This is a genomic window from Nocardioides sp. NPDC087217, from assembly GCF_044744805.1.
Classification (GTDB): Bacteria; Actinomycetota; Actinomycetes; order Propionibacteriales; family Nocardioidaceae; genus Nocardioides.
This window is the reverse complement of the sequence record NZ_JBIUZB010000004.1, coordinates 325,966-343,948: the sequence shown is the minus strand read 5'-3', so window position 1 is coordinate 343,948 and position 17,983 is coordinate 325,966. Positions and strand designations below refer to the sequence as shown.

The window sequence follows — 17,983 nt, the reverse complement described above, 5'->3', positions numbered from 1 at the left end:
AACAGACCGTCACGCCGCCGCGTCCGTACTCTGGCGCTTGCGCTACGGAGGTGGCGGCGTGAGCTTCCAGACGTACGCCGACCTGTGGCGGATCCCCGACGTGCGCCGCATCCTCGTGCTGGGTCTGTTCCTGCGGATCCCGATGCCGGCGTCTTCTGTCATCGTGACCCTCCACGTGGTCGGCCCGCTGGACCGCTCCTACGCCGAGGCGGGCCTGGTCTCGACGGTGCTCGCGATCGCGATGGCGATCTCCGCCCCCTGGCTCGGCCGGCTCCTCGACCGCCTCGGCCTGCGGCGTACGCTCCTGCTGCCGCTGGCCGTACTCCCGATCGCCTGGTCGATCGCTCCCTGGGTCGGCTACCTCCCGCTGCTCGCGCTGGTCGCCGTCGCCGGGCTCTTCACGGTCCCGTCCTTCTCGGTCGTGCGCCAGGTGATGATCCGCTCGGTCGGCCCCGGGCAGCGCACCGCGGCACTGAGCGCCGACGCGATGATGACCGAGCTGGGCTTCATGGTCGGTCCGGTGATCGGCGTGCTCGGCGCCAGCTACTTCGGCACTGCCTGGGCGATGCTGCTGATCCAGTGGCTCGGGATCGCCGCGGCCGTCGTGTTGTGGCTGTTCAACCCGATGATCACCGAGGGCGAGCCGACCGTTCCGAGCGACGCCGTCCCGAGCGACGCGGTTCCGAAGCGCCGCTTCGGGCTCCCCTCGTGGGTGAACCCGGGCGTCACGCTCCTGCTCGCCGGCACCTTCACCGCCTCGCTCATCCTCATCGCCGAGGACCTCGGCACCGTGGCCGCGATGCGCGACTTCGACCGCACCGCCCTGCTCGGGATCGTCATGGCGATCTGGGCGCTCGGCTCGCTGCTCGGCGCACTCATCTACGGCGCCCTCAACAGCCACCCCTCCACCGCGGTGATGCTCGTCCTGCTGGGTGCGACGACGGTCCTGACCGCGTTCGCCTGGGACCCGATCTCCTTCTCCGTCCTGCTCCTGCTCAGCGGCTTCTTCTGCGCACCGACCCTGACCGCCGCGCTCGAGGCGATCACCAGCAGCGTCCCCTCGACCGTACGCGGCGAGGTGATGGGCTGGCACGGCTCGGCCATCACCCTCGGCAGCGCCGTCGGCGCGCCCACCGCCGGGTTCGCCATCGACCTGATGGGCTGGCAGGGCGGCTTCGTCCTCGGCGGCGGCCTCGGCCTGCTCATCGCGGCGGCCATCTGGCTCACCACGCGACGGATGTCCACCCCCGCTGAGGCGTCGCTCCCGCCGGGCGAGAAGTCAGCCGCGCCGGCCGAGTAGTCAGCGTGCGCCGCCTTTGCGTCGGCGTAGCCCGGCGGCGATGAGCGCAGCGACCAGGACCCGAGAGGTGACCTCGACCGCCCCCGCGGCGACCATGTCGTCGTAGACCTCGGCGGGTACGTCGTAGTGGTCCCGGTCGAAGCCTCGGGCGGGGATGCCCATCCGGCTGGCGAAGGCGTGCAGCTCCTCGTAGGAGGTGTCACTGGCGAGGTGAGACCACATCCGGCCGCGACTGGGTACGTTCGGCGGGTCGATGAGGATCACGGGCCATTCTTACCGTGTCCATCCTGAGGCCACAGCCTTGACCGGTCGGCAAGAATGGTCCTGATGAACACGACAGTGCTGTTCGAGGCTCGGGCGAGGGTGCTCCATGACCTCGATGCCCGCGGACTCGCCGGTGCGGCAGCCGTCTCCGCTCTCGAGGACGCGATGACCGAGCGCGGCTGGTGGGTGGAGCAGTGGCCGGAGGGCAAGGCGTACGTCGCCGGCCTGGTCGCCCAGGACGTGCAGGACCTGCTCTTCGACGGCGAGGCCTCCGCGCGCTGGCCTGTGTGCACCACATGTCCGCCGGAGTCGCCGGCGCACTCGCTCCACATCACTCCCGACCTGGGAGGTCCGGACCCGATCTGGGTCTGCGAGGAGAGCGGCGACGTGGTCGCGCCGCTCGGCGATCTCTGACCGAGCCCGGAGAGCCCGGAGAGCCCGGAAGGTTCAGGACGGACCGAGCTGCAGGTGCAGCGCATAGCGGTCTGCACGGTAGACCGAGCGGCACACCTCGACATAGCGGTCCCCCGCGACCGACTTACGCTGCCTGCGGAGCACGGGGACACCGACCGAGAGGCCGAGCAGGGTGGCCTCCTCGATGTTGGCCACATCGGCACGGAACGTGTCGTCGACCCACGACGGCCGCATATGGCGACTGGCCAGCTCGGCGTAGAGACTGGTCGGCGCGGTCCGCTCGAGCATCCCGGGCACGATCGCCTCGTCGAGGTAGACGTCCTCGATGCAGATCGGCACCCCGTCGCCGCGGCGCAGACGCCGCCAGTGGACGACGGCGGCGCCCTCCTTGATGTTCAGCGCGCGGGCGATGGTGGGCCCAGCCTTCTCCCGGCCGAGCAGCAGCGTCTCGGAGGATGCCTGCATCCCCCGGCGGGCCATCTCCTCGCTGAACCCGAGCACCGGACTCGCCGCCCGAGGCGGGCGCGCCACGAAGGTACCCCGGCCCGGGATCCGCACCAGCAGACCGTCGGCGACGAGCGCGTCGAGCGCCTGCCGCACGGTGGCTCGGGCGACGCTGAACTTCTGGACCAGCTCGCGCTCGGAGGGCGCAGAGGCACCAGGGCTTTCGCCGATGACCAGCTCCCTGACGTACTCACGGATCTGGACGTGCTTGAGCGACCGCTCTCCCTCGACCGACCGGACCATGACCAGAGCGTAGGTGTACACCTCGCGTACGTCCCGAGTTTGGTCAAGTTGTGACATTGCAACGAGATGAGGCAGATCAGCCGCAACGAAACAACGATGGCCGATTTCCGTAGAACACATGTTCGATCGCGAGGTATGGTGACGGGGTGGACTTCCAGGGAACACTCTTCGCCCCCACAGACGACGAGACCACCGAGACGACCTACGAGCGGATCCAGCTGGACCGCGGCGCCTGGGTGGACATCGCCCGCGGCTGGCTGCCCGATCCCGACGACGTCTTCGCGGCGCTGGTGAGCGACGTCCCGTGGCACGAGGAGCGCCGGCAGATGTACGACCGCGTCGTCGACGTACCCCGGCTCCTGCACACCTATCTGCAGGGCGACCCGCTCCCCCACCCCCGTCTCGCCGAAGCCCGCGGGCGCCTCACGGCCCACTACCTGCCCGAGCTGGGCGAGCCGTTCGTGACCGCGGGGTGCTGCTACTACCGCAACGGCCACGACTCGGTCGCCTGGCACGGCGACAAGATCGGCCGAGGCCGCACCGACGACACGATGGTCGCGATCGTCTCCGTCGGCGACCCCCGCCGCCTCGCGCTGCGCCCCCACGGAGGCGGCAAGGGGATGAGCATCCAGATGGGCCACGGCGACCTCGTCGTCATGGGCGGCTCCTGCCAGCGCACCTGGGAGCACGCCATCCCCAAGGTCGCCTCTGCCGGCCCCCGGATCTCGGTCCAGTTCCGCCCCCGCAACGTCTTCTGAGGGTGGGTCCCAGATGCGGTCCGTACGCTGGTAGGAAAGGATGGGACTGACAGCCGACGCCTCTGGAGCCGCCTTGACCACCACCGCACCACCCATCGCCCCGCCGTCCGCTGAGGAGATCGCCCGGGCGAAGGAGATCGTCGGGCGGGTCAGCACCGCCTTCAGCAGCCGTGTGGTCGGCCAGGAGCGGCTCAGAACGGCGCTGCTGATCGCGCTGCTCTCCGAGGGTCACGTGCTGCTCGAGAGCGTTCCCGGGCTGGCCAAGACGCTGGCCGCGAGCACGCTGAGCCAGACGGTCAAGGCGCAGTTCTCCAGGATCCAGTGCACCCCCGACCTGCTGCCGAGCGACATCATCGGCACCCAGGTCTACGACCAGCGCAACCACGAGTTCGAGACCCAGCTCGGCCCGGTGCACGCCAACTTCGTGCTGCTGGACGAGATCAACCGAAGCTCCGCCAAGACACAGAGCGCCATGCTCGAGGCGATGCAGGAGCGCCAGACGAGCATCGCGGGTCACATCCACCCGCTGCCGCGCCCGTTCATGGTGCTCGCCACGCAGAACCCGATCGAGGAGGAGGGCACCTACGTCCTCCCGCACGCGCAGATGGACCGGTTCCTGCTCAAGGAGATCGTCAACTACCCCAGCGACGCCGAGGAGCTCGTCGTCCTCGAGCGCATCGAGGCCGGCACGCTCGGCCCCGACCACGAGGTGACCCGCCCGGTCGCCGACCCCGACGACGTGATCTGGCTGCAGGAGCTGACCAAGCGCGTCTACGTCGACCCGGCGATCAAGCGCTACATCGTCGCCCTCGTCCAGGCGACCCGCAACGCCCGCCAGCTCCTCGGGCCGGAGACGGGTTCCTACGTCGAGATCGGCGCCTCCCCGCGTGCCTCGATCGCGTTCCTGCAGGCCTCGCGCGCGGCGGCGCTGCTGCTCGGCCGCTCCTACGTTACTCCCGAAGACGTGCGCGAGCTGCGCCACAGCATCCTGCGCCACCGGCTCCACCTCAGCTTCGAGGCGCTGGCCGAGAAGGTCCAGCCCGAGATGCTGGTCGACGCGCTGGTCCGCGCTGTCCCGAGCCCCTGAGTGGCGCCAGGAAATCAGGCACAGAATGGCGACGTACCTTCCCCGGATCCGCACGCGGTTGATGATCCATGCCCACCGCAAGGTCCTGGGCCTGCTCGACGGGGAGTACGCCAGCGTCCAGACCGGGCGCAGCATGGACTTCCACGACCTGAGGGAGTACGTCCCCGGCGACGACGTCAAGGACATCGACTGGAAGGCGACGGCCCGGTCCCGGAGCCTGCTGGTCAAGCGGTTCACCGCCGAGCGCCAGCATCTGGTGCTGCTGGCGATCTCCACCGGCCGGAGCATGGCGGCCCAGGCGACCGGCACCACGACCAAGCGTGAGCTGGCGATCTTCACCGCCGGCCTGGTCGGCTGGCTGGGCGTACGCCACGGGGACAAGGTCGCGGTCGCCTACGGCGACTCGGAGACCCAGAAGCTCACCAAGTCCGCGGACACCGAGGTCGCGCTCGAGCGGGCGCTCGGGCAGGCCCACGAGGCGATCACCCCCGACGCAGCCGAGGCCGACATCGTCGCCGTCCTGCGCCACATCGCCACCAACGTACGCCGCCGCGCGATCCTGCTCGTCGTCACCGACGAGCACTCGGTCAGCGACGAGATGGCGGCGGTCCTGCGCCGCCTCACCGTCCAGCACGAGGTCCTGGTCGCCGGCATCGACGACCTCGACCCCACCACGGCCGTGCCCGGCGGTGCCCCGACCGTCGACGTCGACACCGTCTCCGCCCTGCCGGGATGGCTCACCGGCGACGCGGTCCTCCAGGCGCAGTACGCCGAGCTGGCCGCTGCCGAGGAGCACGGCCTGCGCAGCACCCTGGACCGCCTGGGCATCGCCTACCAGCGGGTCCAGGACGACGCCACCGCCATCGGCGCGGTCTTCCATCTCCTGGAGAGGCACCGCCATGCGCGCCGGTAGCGTCCCCGAGGAGTTCCAGCAGCCGCTTGCCCACTCGGGCTGGTGGCTGGTGCTCGCGCTCGCGCTGCTCGCCGCGGTGGCGCTCTACTACCTCGCGGTCATCCTGCTGACCCGCAAGCGCCGGCCGGTCGTCGAGGTCGAGACGCCCTGGGTGCCCGCGCCTCGTGACTTCCGCGCCGAGCACCTGGCCGAGATCGACCGGATCGAGCGGGCGGTGCACCGTGGCGACGTCCCCGCGCGGGTCGGCCACCAGCACCTGAGCCGCACCGTGCGCGACTACGTCGCCGAGGTCAGCCAGATCCCGGCCGACAAGATGGTCCTCGCCGACCTCAAGGCGACCGTACGCAGCGACCCTCGCACGCGTCCGCTGGCGATGGCCGTCGAGGTGATGTACCCGCCGGCCTTCGCCTCCGAGGAGGAGGGCAAGGCTGCCGAGCGCTTCCCCGAGGCGCTGAGCCGCGCCCGGCAGGTGGTGACGACATGGACCTGAAATGGCCCGTTCTCGGCGCGATCGTGCTGGTCCTCACCATCATCGCGGTCGCCGCGATCGTCGTGTTCGCCGCCCGGGTGCATCGCCGCCCGGCCGACGCGGTGCTCGTCGCCCACACCGAGCGGCTCAAGCGGCTCCCCCGGTTCCGTGACCTCGCGACCCAGCAGCGGTGGCTGTCCTGGTGGCAGACCGCGGGGATCGCGCTCGCGGTGATCGGGTGCATCTGGCTGATCGCCCGGCCGCAGACCACCGACATCACCCAGAACCGCTACTCCACCCGCGACATCGTGCTCTGCCTGGACGCCTCGACCTCGATGTTCGACGAGGACACCCAGGTCACCCAGGCCTACTCCCAGCTCGTCGCCGGCCTCAACGGCGAGCGGGTCAGCCTCGTGCTGTGGAGCGACGCCGCGGTGACCGTCTTCCCGCTCACCGACGACTACGGCTGGGTGCAGGACGAGCTGGCACGGGCCGGCCGGGCCTTCGCCCTCGGCGACCAGGAGTACGTCGCCGGAACCTATCTCGGCAAGGAGCGGGCGAGCCTGATCAGCGACGGGATCGTCTCCTGCGTCAAGCGCTTCGACCTGTCCAACTCCGAGCGCGGCCGGGCGGTGATCGTCGCCTCCGACAACGACCCGCAGGGCGGCCCGCCGGTCTACACGCTGCCCGAGGCCACCGAGTTCGCCAAGGAGCGCGACGTCCAGCTCTACGGCATCGGCTCCGCCGACCTCAGCTTCCAGGAGGACAAGCGCGCCACCTTCGACAAGGCGATGACCGACACCGGCGGCACCTTCTCGCTGCTCGGCGATGACGGCTCGATCGAGTCGATCCTGGCCGGCATCGACCGGCTCTCCGCCGACGAGGTCGTCGAGCCGCCGAAATACCAGATCCGCGACGCTCCCGGCTGGCCGATCGCGACGATCGTCCTCGGGGTCCTCATGCTGATCGCCGGATGGGTCTACGCCCTGGTCCGCTCCGGACGGCTGTCCCCGGGCCCGGCACCCCGGCAGGCGGGAGGCTCGTTGCCCCCACAGACCCGGCCACCGAGCGAGGTGGCCCGATGAGCGAGCGTCAGCGAGCGACCAACGAAACTTTCATCGGGCCGCGTCCGTACTCTGGCGCCTGCGCTACGGAGGTGGCCCGATGAGCGCCGCAGGGTGGCAGATCCTGACGCTCGTACGCCGCGCGCTGATCGTCCTGCTCACCGTCGTCGTCCTGGTGCGCCCGAGCTGGGGAGCGGCGCCGGCCGAGATGCGTACGGCCGATCTCGACGTCCTCGTCGTGGTCGACCGGACACGGTCGATGGTCGCCGAGGACGCACCCGGCGGCGAGGCCCGGATGACGCAGCTCAAGAAGGACCTCAAGGCGCTCTCCGCGGCCCTGCCCTCGGTGCGGTTCGGCGCGATCACCTTCGGTGGCGAGGTCGTCCGCACCGAGATGCCGTTCACCTACGACACGACAGCCTTCAACGCATGGGTCGACGGTCTCTACGCCGAGCGGGCCTTCGACGGGTCCGGCTCGATGGTCGATGCTCCGCGCGAGGAGATGATCGAGGCTCTGGAGCGTGACCAGGAGCGATACCCCGAGCGGCGCCGGATCGTGGTGTTCGCCTCCGACGGCGAGAACACCCGCGAGGGCGTCGACCAGCAGTCGTTCGCCGAGGTCGACGACCTCTCGGCCGGCGGCATGGTGCTCGGCTACGGCACCGAGGAGGGCGGCCGGATGCCCTGGGATGACGAACGTCCCCAGGACGGCTACCTCAAGGACGGCGACGGCCAGGACGCCCGGTCCCAGATCGACCTCGCCAACCTGCGCGAGATCGCAGGTCAGATGGGTCTTCAGACCCTTCACCGCACAACGAAGGAGACCAAGGAGATCACCACGGAGGCCTCGACCTGGGACTCCGAGATGCTCACCGAGGAGACTTCCGCCGGCGGCGAGACGTCCCGGGCCTGGCTCTTCGGCTTCCCGCTCCTGGCACTCTTGCTGTGGGAGCTGTGGGGCCATCGCCGCCGTGCGCACGAGGCCGAGGAGGTGCTGTCGTGACCGTCACCGAGACGCCTGTCGACTCGACCGAGCCGCAACCGCTACGCACTCCTCGCGAGCAGGTGCGGCGCGCGCTGCTCCTCGCCGGGATCGTGCCGGTGGTCATCGGCCTCGCCTTCCTGGGGAAGGTGATCCTGATGGGTCACCACGACCGCGGTGGCCGGGACGCCTGGGACGTACGTGACGCCGCGACCGCGATGGAGCACTACTCGGCCAACCGCGACCTCAACTTCCTGCAGCCGTGGATCGCCCACTTCGACGCCGGCAACGCCGCCTTCCTGCTCGGCGAGAACGCCCGCGCGGTCGCCTACTACGGCGAGGCGCTGGAGCGCGTGCCCGAGGACCACGAGTGCACCGTACGCATCAACATGTCACTGACCCAGGAGGCGATCGGCGACCGCGCCCGGGACGCCGGCGACCAGGCCGGCGCGAAGGCGGCCTACGAGGACGCACTGGCCACGCTGAAGGAGGGCGACTGCCCGACCGACGCCGGCCAGGGCCCCGAGCAGTCCCAGCAGGGCGAGTCCGTCGAGGAGCGTCTGAAGGAGAAGCTGACCCCGAAGGTGCGGATCAAGCCCAACGAGCAGGAAGACCCGCCCGAGGAGCCGCAGAACCAGGGCGAGAAGGAGGACAAGCTCGACCGGCGCAACGGCGACGGTGAGGCCTACCGCCGCGACGACGCCGACCTGGACGACTACGGCGGGTTCAGCGACGAACCCCAGTGGTGACGCTCAGCGCATGAGCGTCTGAGACGGGAGCTCCTGGAACTGCGCCCGGTACGCCTGGGAGAACCGTCCGAGGTGGAAGAAGCCCCACTGGGCAGCGATCTCGGTGACCGAGGTGGCGGTCGCGTCCGCGGCGAGCAGGTCCGAGTGGGCACGGTCCAGCCGGGTACGCCGCCAGTACTCCAGCGGGGTGGTGTCGAGGTCGCGCTGGAACGCCTCCTGCAGCGTGCGGGTGGAGACGCCGACCTTCTGGGCCAGCTCGGCGACTTTCCAGGGGCGCTCGGGATGGGCCTCGAGGAGGTCCACGGCCATGCGTACGGCCCGGGAGATGGTGGTGGATCCGGTCTCGGAGACGATCTCGAGGGACGTGTTGGCCTGGATCGTCAGCAGTCCCCCGATGAGCGCCTGCTCGTAGGGCGCGGCCACCAGCGGGGAGCTCATCAGCGTGCCCCCGGCCTCGACGTTGTCGTAGGCCAGCCGCACCATCTTCAGCCAGTCGCGCACCTCGGGCCGGCCGAGGTCGAGCGTGGGGTCGAAGACCACCGGCCCGGAGCCGCCGATGCCCGCGGCCGCCTCCTCGACGGCGCTGCGGCGGATGTAGACCTGCAGCTTCTCGCAGCCGTCGGACCAGAGCATGTCGACCGGTTCGGTCGGCGAGCCGATCGAGGCGCGGGTGCGGTCGGCGAGGACGACGTGCTCCCCCACTTTGACCTTGGCGGTGCCGGCCAACGGGAGCTGGATCAGGTAGAAGTCGTCGAAGGTGCCGGGAGTGATCCGCACCTCGTCGCCGTAGCGCATGTAGTTGAGCATCACGTCCTCGCCCAGCGGCGCGGCGTTGTGCACCATGTCGAGGTGGGAGCCGGCCTTGGTCAGCGCAAGGTAGTGAGCACAGAATCGTTCGGCTACGGCTTCTCTGGCCTGGTCCACGTCAGTGGTGGCGACAACCGTGTGGCGGCCCAGCAGGGGACGGGGCAATGGAGGCTCCTGGCGCGTGGCTCGATTGACCGAAGAGCGTAGCGGAGCCGACGCCGCGTCAACGCGAACACGGCCCAATCACTGTCTAAGGTCCCAGCCGAGGTCCTGACCCGGTCCCGAACGAGATGCCGGTCCCACCCTGGAGTAACCGGCATCTCGCCGTACTAGCTCCTCGCTGCCAGCTTCTCCACGAGCCTGGGAGTGATGGAGGCGTACGCCTTCGGGTCGATCGGCAGCAGCCACTGCACTGCCTTGACCCGCTTGCTGACGTCGATGCCGACGTCACCGAGAACCTCGTCGATGTTGTGCATCGAGAACGGGATGATGTTGGTGCCGCGGGCGTGGTGGCCGTCGGTGCGCTCCCGCATCCAGGCCAGCCGCGCGGTGACATGGGCCTCCATCTCCTCCGCAGGCGGAACCTCGTGGCCGCCACCGAGGTGCGAGCCGATCCAGACGGCGCTCATCTCGGCCGAGAGCGGCGAGAAGAACGAGGAGTTGTAGCCGGCGAAGGTCAGGTCCTTCACGCTCAGCGGAAGGATCTGGCGGTAGAGCTGGTAGTCGCCGTTGTCGTCGGTGAGCTGGTCCTGGATCTCCTCGGAGAAGAACGGGAGCTCCTGCTTGAACCCGGTCGCGGTCACCACGACGTCGGCGGGCACCGCGCGCCCGTTGGCGAGCTCGGCGTACGGCTTGCCGTCCTTCGTCACGAAGGCGGCGATCTCGGTGTCGCGCTCGACGGCGATGTCCCCGGCCTCGACACCCTCGAAGAAGCCCTCGGTGGCCAGCGAGACCGTCGAGCGGGCGATGTCGGTGAACTGGCCCTTGGGCAGCAGCCCGAGCTTCTTCAGCTTGAGCTGGCTGGTGGTGACCGACTCGACGCTGCCGACCATCGACCCGGCCATCTTCGAGCCCCCCGCGTGCAGGGCCTTCTCGGCGCCGCGGATGCTCTGGTAGGGGAACAGCCCCTCCCCCAGGCGGGTGAGCAGCAGCAACTTGTAGTTGAGGACGCCCTTGATCTTGCGGGGCATCTTCCACAGCAGCTGGCGCGCGACCACGGTGGTCGAGGCCGCCTCCTTGGCGATCTCGACGGCCACGTCGCAGGCCGACTTCCCGTAGCCGACGACCAGGACGTGCTTGCCGTTGACGGTCTCCAGGTCGTGCAGCTCGCTCGCCGCGAGGATCTTGCCTCCGGCCGCCTCCAGCTCGTCGACCCCGTCGTACGCGGGGGCGAACGGCTCCGAGAAGACGCCGCTGGCCACGACCAGATGGTCGTAATGCTCGGTCGTCTCGCCGTCGTCACCCGCCAAGGCGATGTCCCAGCCGCCCCCTCCAGCCGGCTGGGCACTCCGCACCTCGGTGGAGAGTCTGATCATCGGGGCGAGCTCGAACTTCTCGACGTACATCTCGAGGTAGCTCTGCACCTGCTCGCCACTGAGCCACTCGGGGAACACCTTCGGCATCCTCAGGTCCGAGAGCGTGTAGGAGTCCTTGTTGTTCTGCGTCGTCAGGCCCGGGTAACGACGGGTCCGGCTCCAGACGCCGCCGACATCCGGGGCCTTCTCGTAGACGGTGACGTCATGACCGAGCTCGGTGAGCACCTTCGCCGAGGCAACGCCTGCGAACCCGGCACCGATGACCGCGATCTTCACTTTTCTGTTTCCTCTCGCAGCAGGGTCTGCGTACGCAAAACGCTAGAGAGGTCGCGTAGCGCTCCGCTATCCACGTTGCGCGAGAGGTATCCGGTTTGCGCGACGGATTCGTCGCGCAGACCGGCCTCAGCCCCGCAGGAGCTTGTAGACGATCACCACCGCCGCGATCACGGCCACCCCGACGGCGATCTTCCTGCCGTAGTTCTTGATCAACACCGGTACGACCGTCGCGCCCAGGTCGAGCGCCTCGGGCTGTTTGGTCGCCGCGTGCCTCGGTGCCTGCGGTGCTGGCGACTCAGCTGTCGGCGCAGGCTTCGCGGGCTCAGCGATCCCTTCGCCCGACGGCTCCTCCGCAGCAGGCGGCTCCGGCGCAGCCGGGGCCGACTTCTGCTCCAGGCACGCGACGAACTGGCCGAGAAGCTTGTCGGAGACATCCTGCATCACCCCGCGTCCGAACTGGGCGGGCTTTCCGGTGACGGCGAGGTCGGTGACGATCTCGACCTTCGTGCCGGTGCCCTCCGGCGCCATCGTCAAGGTCGCGTTGGCGCCGGCGGTGCCGTTGCCGCGCTTGTCCCGTCCCTTGGCCTCGACGACCAGACGACGAGCGGCCTCGTCCTTCTCGACGAAGGTGCCGGAGCCGGCGTAGACCATGGCGATCGGGCCGAGCTTCACCTTCACCGTGCCGGTGAAGGTGTCGCCCTCGGCCGAGGTGACCTGGGCTCCCGGGAAGCACTCGGCCATCGAGCCGATGTCCAGGAAGCTGTTCCAGGTCTCCTCGACCGAGGTCGGAACCGTGAACTCGTGCGTCAGGTCCACGCCTCAGCCCCCGAGGGCCTTCGTGATGGCGCGCCGGGTCAGCACCGTGACCAGATGACGCCGGTAGTCGGCGTCGCCGTTGAGGTCGGAGGGCGGCTCGGCGCCGTCCGCGGCCAGGGCCGCGGCGTTGCGTACGACCTCCTCGGTGGCCTGCTGGCCGACCAGCGCCTGCTCGACGCCGGCGGCACGCAACGGGGTCGAGCCCATGTTGGTGAGACCGATCGCCGCGCCCTCGATCACACCGCCGGAGACCTTGAGGGTCGCGCCGACCGCGCAGATCGGCCACTGGTGGGCGACCCGGACGAACTTCTCGTAGTGGGCCGTCCATCCGGTGTGCTTCGGGATGCGTACGCCGATGAGCAGCTCGTCCTCGGAGACGGCCGTCTCGAAGAGCCCCTGGAAGAACTCTGCACCTGGGACGACCCGCTCCCCGGCCGGCCCGGCGATGACGAACTCGGCGTCCAGGGCCAGGGCCGGGGCTCCGAGGTCGCCCGCCGGGTCGGCGTGGGCGAGCGCGCCACCGAACGTGCCGCGGTGGCGTACCTGCTCGTCGGCGACCGTCGCCGTGGCACGAGCGACCAGGGCCGCGTGCTCGGCGACCAGAGGATCGGCCGCGACGTCACAGTGGCGCGTCATGGCGCCGACGAAGATCGACTCTCCCTCGTCGCGTACGCCGCGGAGCGAGTCGATGCGACCGAGGTCGATGACCCATTCCGGAGCGTTGAGGCGCATCCTCAGCACCGGCAGCAGGCTCTGTCCGCCGGCGATGATCTTGGCCTCGTCGCCGTACTGTGCGAGGGCGGCCAGCGCCTCCTCGACCGTGGTCGGGGCGACGTAGTCGAACGATGCGGGAATCACTGGACGTCTCCTTCCGTGCGGTCGACGTTCCCGGACATGCCCGTCGACGGATCGAAGTGTGCTGCGGCCGCGCCGGTGGTCTCGCCACCGGCCGAGCCCTCGTTGATCGCCCGCCACACCCGTTCCGGCGTGCAGGGCATGGTCACGTCGTGCACACCGAGCGGGCGCAGCGCGTCGACGACCGCGTTGACCACGGCGGGCGTGGAGGCGATCGTGCCGGCCTCGCCGACGCCCTTGGTGCCGAGCGTGTTGGTGGTCGAGGGCGAGGTGGTGTGGTCGATGTCGAAGCTGATCGTGTCGGCGGCCGTCGGCAGCAGGTAGTCGACGAACGAGCCCGACACCAGGGTCCCGGCGTCGTCGTAGACGGCGTCCTCCCACAGCGCCTGAGCGATGCCCTGGACCAGGCCACCGTGCACCTGACCTGCGACGATGAGCGGGTTGATGATGTTGCCGATGTCGTCGCAGCAGACGTACTTCCGCATCTTCACTTGGCCGGTCTCGGTGTCGACCTCCATCGCGCACAGGTGGGTCCCGTGCGGGAAGTTGAAGTTCTCCGGGTCGAAGGTGGCCTCGGAGTCGAGGTTGGCCTCGACGCCGTCGGGCAGGTTGTGCGCGGCGAAGACCGCCGTGGACAGCTCGCCGATGGACATACCCTGGTCGGTGCCGCGCACCGTCCACCTGCCGCCGGTGAACTCCATGTCGTCGACGCTCGCCTCGAGCAGGTGGGCCGCGATCGGCTTGGCCTTCTCGAGCACCTTGTCGGCAGCTCGCACCAGCGCCTCGCCACCCACGACCAGCGACCTGGATCCGTAGGTGTCGTAGCCCTTGGCCGCGATCTGGGTGTCGCCGTGGAGCACCTCGACGTCCTCGAAGGCTACGCCGAGACGGTCCGCCACGATCTGGCTGAACGCGGTCTCGTGCCCCTGACCGTGGGCGCTGGCCCCGGTGATGACCTCGACCTTGCCGGTCGGCGTCAGTCGCACCTGGGCGTGCTCCCAGCCGCCGGCGCCGTAGTCGAGGCTGCCGAGGACTCTGGACGGTGCCAGGCCACACATCTCGGTGAAGGTGGAGATGCCGATGCCGAGCTGGACCGGGTCGTTGTTGGCGCGGCGCTCGGCCTGCTCGGCCCGCAGCGCGTCGTAGCCGAACATCTCCTTCGCCTTCGCGGTCGCGGCCTCGTAGTTCCCGGAGTCGTACGTCAGACCGGCGATGGTCGTGAACGGGAACTCCTCGTGCTTGATCCAGTTCTTCTCCCGGATCTCGAGCGGGTCGACCCCGACCTCGGCGGCCAGCTCGTCCATCAGCCGCTCGATGGCGTACGTCGCCTCCGGCCGCCCGGCGCCGCGGTAGGCGTCGGTCCAGGTGGTGTTGGTGAACACCGTCTGGCAGTTGAACTGGTAGGCCGGGAACTTGTAGATCGCGTTGAACATGAAGGCGCCGAGGACCGGGACACCGCCGCCGACGATGGCGACGTACGCCCCCAGGTTGGCGTCGAGCTCGACCTTGAGGCCGGTGACCTGGCCGTCCTTCGTGGCCGAGAGGGTCAGCTTCTGGATCTGGTCCCTCCCGTGGTGAGCGGAGAGCAGCGACTCGGAGCGGGTCTCGGTGTACTTCACCGGCTTGCCGAGCCGGCGTGCCATCGCGAAGACGATCATCTCCTCCGGCGTCTGCTGGAGCTTGCCCCCGAAGCCACCGCCGACGTCGGGCGCGATCACCCGGATCTTCGACTCGGGCACGCCCGTGGTCGCGGCGAACGCGAACCGCAGGATGTGCGGGATCTGGGTGGCGCTCCACACCGTGATCTGCTCACCGGTCGGGTCGCACACCACGCTGCGGGGCTCCATGAACGCCGGGATCAGCCGCTGCTGGCGGTAGGTGCGCTCGATGACGATGCCGTCGCTCTTCGCGGAGGCGATCGCCTCGTCGACGTTGCCACCGGTGCCGGCCTGGGCGCTGTCGAAGACCCACAGGGCGGACTTGTTGGTGCCGAGGTCGGGGTGCGCGAGCACCTCGTCCTTGACCGCCTCCTCGAGGGAGACGACCGCGGGGAGCTCCTCGTAGTCGACCTCGACCATCTCGGCGGCGTCCCGGGCAGCGGCTGCGGACCGGGCGGCCACGACCGCGACGATCTCACCCGCGAAGGTGACCCGGTCGGTGGCGACCGGCGGGTGGGCCGGCGTCTTCTGGTCCGGCGTGATCGGCCAGGCGTTGATGCAGACGCCGAGGCTCTCGTCGAAGTCCTTGGCGGCGAGCACGGTCACCACGCCCTCGGACTCCTCCGCGGCGCTGGTGTCGATGCCGGTGATCCGAGCGTGCGCGAACGGGCTGCGCACCATCGCGAGGTGCAGCATCCCGGGCAGGTTGATGTTGTCGGTCCAGCGCGTCCGTCCCGTGATCAGGCGCGCGTCCTCCTTGCGGCGGCGGTCGCGGCCGATCTCGTTGGTCTGCTCCGGACGAGCTTCTACGGCGGTCACAGCGCGTCCACCTCCTCGGTCGCGCCCTTGGGGCTGGCAGCCGTGGCCAGGTGGCCGCTGGCGTACTGCACCGCGCGGACGATGTTGTGGTAGCCCGTGCAGCGACACAGGTTGCCCTCGATGCCCTCCCGGATCTCTTCCTCGCTGGGCTGCGGGTTGCGCTTGAGCAGGTCGACGGACTGCATGATCATGCCCGGCGTGCAGAATCCGCACTGCAGACCGTGGCACTCACGGAACGCCTCCTGGACCGGGTGGAGGTCGCTCTCGACCGTGTCGGCGAGGCCCTCGATCGTGGTCACCTCGCACCCGTCGGCCTGGACCGCGAGCACGTTGCACGACTTCACCGAGTCACCGTCGAGATGGACCGTGCAGGCGCCACAGTTGCTGGTGTCGCAACCGATCACCGTGCCGGTCTTGCCGAGTCCTTCGCGAAGGTACTGCACGAGCAGCGTTCGCGGTTCGACGTCGTCGGTGACCTTCATACCGTCGACGCGCATGCTGATCCGGGCCATGTTGTCTCCCTGCCAGACGTCACTGTTCTAGTGGAAAGCTGTGTGGGCCAGATCACAGTAGGACGCGCAGGGTTGGGCGCCGGTTGGCTGCTCGGGCGGCGTACCCGTTCTTGGTCAGCGGCTGGCAGCCAAGCGTGCCCTGAGCAGGGGCAACGCGGGGTGCGCGCTGCCGCCCAGGTGGCGCAGACAGACGTCGACGACCTCGGTGTCGTACGGAGCCAGCTCGCTGTAGCTCAGCACCGCGTCGGGCTGCGGGTCGGCGATCAGCGCCTCGCGCAGCGCGACCGCGACGTACTCGGCCATCTCGGCGAGCGCCGGGCTGTTGGTGCCGGGCAGAAGATCACCGCCGTACGCCTCCACAGCAGCGGCCACCCGGCCGTGGCGGACCAGGGCGAGCACCTGCTCGACGTCGGTCGCGACCGGCATCAGCAGGCGGTAGGGCCTCGATGCGACCTGGCCGCCGAGGGCGTGGCGCAGGTGGGAGACCTCCGCCTTGAGCGTGGAGAAGGTGACCGCCTGGTCGCCGTAGACCATCGCGTGCAGCCGCTCCAGCGAGAGGCCCTCGGGATGGAGCGCGAGCAGGGCGAGGATCTCGGTCTGGCGACGGTTGAGCAGCAACCGCTGCCCGTCGAGCCAGGTCTCGGCGGTGCCGAGCAGCGTCAGCACCAGCCCCGGCTGCTCGATCGCCTCGTCGCTGTCACGCTGGGTCGGCAGCTTCGGCAGTGCGCTCTCGATGAGCCGCGCCATCACCCGGGCGGTGGCCAGCCCGATCGGATGGGTGCGGTCCCAGGTGGTGGAGAGGTCTAGGACACCGAGGTGCTTGCCGGTGACCGGGTCGTGAAGCGGCGCGGCCCAGCAGACCCAGTTGTGCACGACCTCGGCGTAGTGCTCGGGGCCGAAGACCATCGACGGCGAGTTGGTGCGGTTGGCGAGGTCGAGTGCGTTGGTGCCGGCGCTCTCGTCGTCCCAGCGGCCGCCCGGCACGAAGTTGACCGACTCCGCCTTCCGCCGCATCACCCGGCCGCCGTACGTCCACAGCACCCGGGTGTCGGGGTCGGTCACCGCGATGACCAGGTCACCGTCGTCGGCGGTGCACCGCAACTCCTCCTCGACCCGCTCGACCGCCACCTGGAGCGGCGACCCCCGCCACATCTCCCGGGTCTCGTCCTCATCGGCCAGCGGTGCCTCGCGTACGTCCGTCCTGACGGTCGTCGCCGAGCGCGTCCAGCTGCTCAGGATCTCGGGCCGGACGAAGTCCTCGGCGGCATCGCCGCTCTCCACGAAGGCGGTCCACGCCCGCGCCGCGCTGATACGGCGCTCCTGCAGATCGCTACGAACCATCACTCCCCCTTTGGAGCTCGGCCCATTGAGGCTCGGTTCTGCCAAGGTAGCACCCTGTGACGTGCCTCACGATCCCCTCGGTGGTACCCGCTCCGTACTCTCTCCGATCACGGGCGCCGCAGCGTTCGGGCGGCGGTGTCACAGTGGGTGCATGACCACGCGCACAGCCACGACCTGGGCGGACTTCGAGACCGCGGCCAGACTGCAGGTCGACTTCAACACCGAGTACGCCTACCCCGCCCCGCCCGCCGACGAGCTCGCCCGGCACTTCAGCCGGCTCGTCGAGGGTGGGGACACGACCGTGATGCTGATGGGCGACCCCGCGGTCGGCCACGGCATCACCCGCTTCCGCCTGCAGACCACCGCCGACGAGCTCGAGGCCTACCTCGCCGAGCTCTACATCGTGCCCGACCGCCGCGGGCACGGCCTCGGCACCATCCTGCTGCAGGCGATCATCGACGAGGCGAAGGCCCGCGGCGCGACGTACATGGACCTGGGGACGAGCGAGGACGACATCTCGGCCCGTGCGCTGTACGAGAAGTTCGGCTTCGACAACCACGAGGGGCGCGGCTCCGGGCCGCGGGCACTCTACTACGAGAAGGAGCTGTAGAGCCGCC

At 69.7% G+C, this 17,983-nt stretch carries 19 protein-coding genes; 10 read left to right on the top strand and 9 right to left on the bottom strand.

Going from position 1 to position 17,983, the window contains the following annotated elements; genetic code table 11:
• The first annotated feature begins 58 nt into the window (after positions 1 to 58).
• Positions 59 to 1,300, top strand: a complete 1,242-nt coding sequence (locus tag ACIO3S_RS19765) for an MFS transporter (protein WP_400467263.1) — start codon at positions 59 to 61, stop codon at positions 1,298 to 1,300.
• Here ACIO3S_RS19765 and ACIO3S_RS19760 read toward each other — a convergent pair whose 3' ends face one another.
• The gene (locus ACIO3S_RS19760) at positions 1,301 to 1,564 is read right to left on the bottom strand and encodes a DUF4031 domain-containing protein (RefSeq protein WP_400467260.1); all 264 of its coding nucleotides are present in this window, start codon (positions 1,562 to 1,564) and stop codon (positions 1,301 to 1,303) included.
• A gap of 63 nt (positions 1,565 to 1,627) precedes the next feature.
• On the opposite strand from ACIO3S_RS19760, the gene ACIO3S_RS19755 reads away from it, so the two are divergent.
• Complete coding sequence (locus tag ACIO3S_RS19755) at positions 1,628 to 1,978, top strand: hypothetical protein (RefSeq protein ID WP_400467257.1); 351 nt, start codon at positions 1,628 to 1,630, stop codon at positions 1,976 to 1,978.
• 33 nt (positions 1,979 to 2,011) lie between these two features.
• On the opposite strand, the gene ACIO3S_RS19750 is transcribed toward ACIO3S_RS19755, so the two are convergent.
• Positions 2,012 to 2,782 (bottom strand): GntR family transcriptional regulator, encoded by a 771-nt coding sequence (locus ACIO3S_RS19750; protein WP_400467254.1) that lies wholly within the window; start codon positions 2,780 to 2,782, stop codon positions 2,012 to 2,014.
• A gap of 89 nt (positions 2,783 to 2,871) precedes the next feature.
• Here ACIO3S_RS19750 and ACIO3S_RS19745 point away from each other — a divergent pair, with 89 nt between their 5' ends.
• The 7 genes from ACIO3S_RS19745 (at position 2,872) to ACIO3S_RS19715 (ending at position 8,747) form a co-directional block, all read left to right on the top strand.
• Entirely contained in the window at positions 2,872 to 3,483 is a 612-nt protein-coding gene (locus ACIO3S_RS19745) for an alpha-ketoglutarate-dependent dioxygenase AlkB (protein WP_400467251.1), read from the top strand.
• Between the two features lie 73 nt (positions 3,484 to 3,556).
• Entirely contained in the window at positions 3,557 to 4,570 is a 1,014-nt protein-coding gene (locus ACIO3S_RS19740) for a MoxR family ATPase (protein ID WP_355021236.1), read from the top strand.
• A 25-nt stretch (positions 4,571 to 4,595) separates the two neighbouring features.
• Positions 4,596 to 5,483, top strand: a complete 888-nt coding sequence (locus ACIO3S_RS19735; RefSeq protein WP_400467248.1) for a DUF58 domain-containing protein — start codon at positions 4,596 to 4,598, stop codon at positions 5,481 to 5,483.
• Positions 5,470 to 5,973: a hypothetical protein gene (locus ACIO3S_RS19730; RefSeq protein WP_350715490.1), complete on the top strand. Its 504-nt coding sequence runs from the start codon at positions 5,470 to 5,472 to the stop codon at positions 5,971 to 5,973. The genes ACIO3S_RS19735 and ACIO3S_RS19730 overlap by 14 nt, the downstream gene beginning before the upstream one ends.
• Positions 5,964 to 7,037, top strand: coding sequence for a VWA domain-containing protein (locus ACIO3S_RS19725; protein WP_400467245.1), 1,074 nt, complete (start codon positions 5,964 to 5,966; stop codon positions 7,035 to 7,037). Before ACIO3S_RS19730 ends, ACIO3S_RS19725 begins: the two co-directional genes overlap by 10 nt.
• Before the next feature lie 79 nt (positions 7,038 to 7,116).
• Positions 7,117 to 8,019 carry a VWA domain-containing protein gene (locus ACIO3S_RS19720; protein ID WP_400467242.1) on the top strand — a complete coding sequence of 301 codons (903 nt, stop codon included), beginning with the start codon at positions 7,117 to 7,119 and terminating at the stop codon, positions 8,017 to 8,019.
• Positions 8,016 to 8,747: a hypothetical protein gene (locus ACIO3S_RS19715; RefSeq protein ID WP_400467239.1), complete on the top strand. Its 732-nt coding sequence runs from the start codon at positions 8,016 to 8,018 to the stop codon at positions 8,745 to 8,747. The genes ACIO3S_RS19720 and ACIO3S_RS19715 overlap by 4 nt, the downstream gene beginning before the upstream one ends.
• A 3-nt stretch (positions 8,748 to 8,750) precedes the next feature.
• Here ACIO3S_RS19715 and ACIO3S_RS19710 read toward each other — a convergent pair whose 3' ends face one another.
• The 7 genes from ACIO3S_RS19710 to ACIO3S_RS19680 all read right to left on the bottom strand — a co-directional run bounded on the left by ACIO3S_RS19710 (position 8,751) and on the right by ACIO3S_RS19680 (position 17,366).
• Complete coding sequence (locus ACIO3S_RS19710; RefSeq protein WP_400467236.1) at positions 8,751 to 9,719, bottom strand: AraC family transcriptional regulator; 969 nt, start codon at positions 9,717 to 9,719, stop codon at positions 8,751 to 8,753.
• 164 nt (positions 9,720 to 9,883) lie between these two features.
• Complete coding sequence (locus ACIO3S_RS19705) at positions 9,884 to 11,365, bottom strand: flavin-containing monooxygenase (RefSeq protein WP_400467233.1); 1,482 nt, start codon at positions 11,363 to 11,365, stop codon at positions 9,884 to 9,886.
• 126 nt (positions 11,366 to 11,491) lie between these two features.
• Positions 11,492 to 12,181, bottom strand: coding sequence for an SRPBCC family protein (locus tag ACIO3S_RS19700; RefSeq protein WP_400467230.1), 690 nt, complete (start codon positions 12,179 to 12,181; stop codon positions 11,492 to 11,494).
• A 3-nt stretch (positions 12,182 to 12,184) separates the two neighbouring features.
• Positions 12,185 to 13,039 (bottom strand): xanthine dehydrogenase family protein subunit M, encoded by an 855-nt coding sequence (locus ACIO3S_RS19695; protein ID WP_160026898.1) that lies wholly within the window; start codon positions 13,037 to 13,039, stop codon positions 12,185 to 12,187.
• Positions 13,036 to 15,513, bottom strand: coding sequence for a xanthine dehydrogenase family protein molybdopterin-binding subunit (locus ACIO3S_RS19690; RefSeq protein WP_400467227.1), 2,478 nt, complete (start codon positions 15,511 to 15,513; stop codon positions 13,036 to 13,038). Before ACIO3S_RS19690 ends, ACIO3S_RS19695 begins: the two co-directional genes overlap by 4 nt.
• Positions 15,510 to 16,025 (bottom strand): (2Fe-2S)-binding protein, encoded by a 516-nt coding sequence (locus tag ACIO3S_RS19685; RefSeq protein ID WP_350660796.1) that lies wholly within the window; start codon positions 16,023 to 16,025, stop codon positions 15,510 to 15,512. Before ACIO3S_RS19685 ends, ACIO3S_RS19690 begins: the two co-directional genes overlap by 4 nt.
• Positions 16,026 to 16,139: 114 nt before the next feature.
• The gene (locus ACIO3S_RS19680) at positions 16,140 to 17,366 is read right to left on the bottom strand and encodes a transcriptional regulator (protein WP_400467224.1); all 1,227 of its coding nucleotides are present in this window, start codon (positions 17,364 to 17,366) and stop codon (positions 16,140 to 16,142) included.
• A gap of 151 nt (positions 17,367 to 17,517) precedes the next feature.
• Here ACIO3S_RS19680 and ACIO3S_RS19675 point away from each other — a divergent pair, with 151 nt between their 5' ends.
• Positions 17,518 to 17,976 carry a GNAT family N-acetyltransferase gene (locus tag ACIO3S_RS19675; protein WP_350715512.1) on the top strand — a complete coding sequence of 153 codons (459 nt, stop codon included), beginning with the start codon at positions 17,518 to 17,520 and terminating at the stop codon, positions 17,974 to 17,976.
• Positions 17,977 to 17,983: the final 7 nt, after the last annotated feature.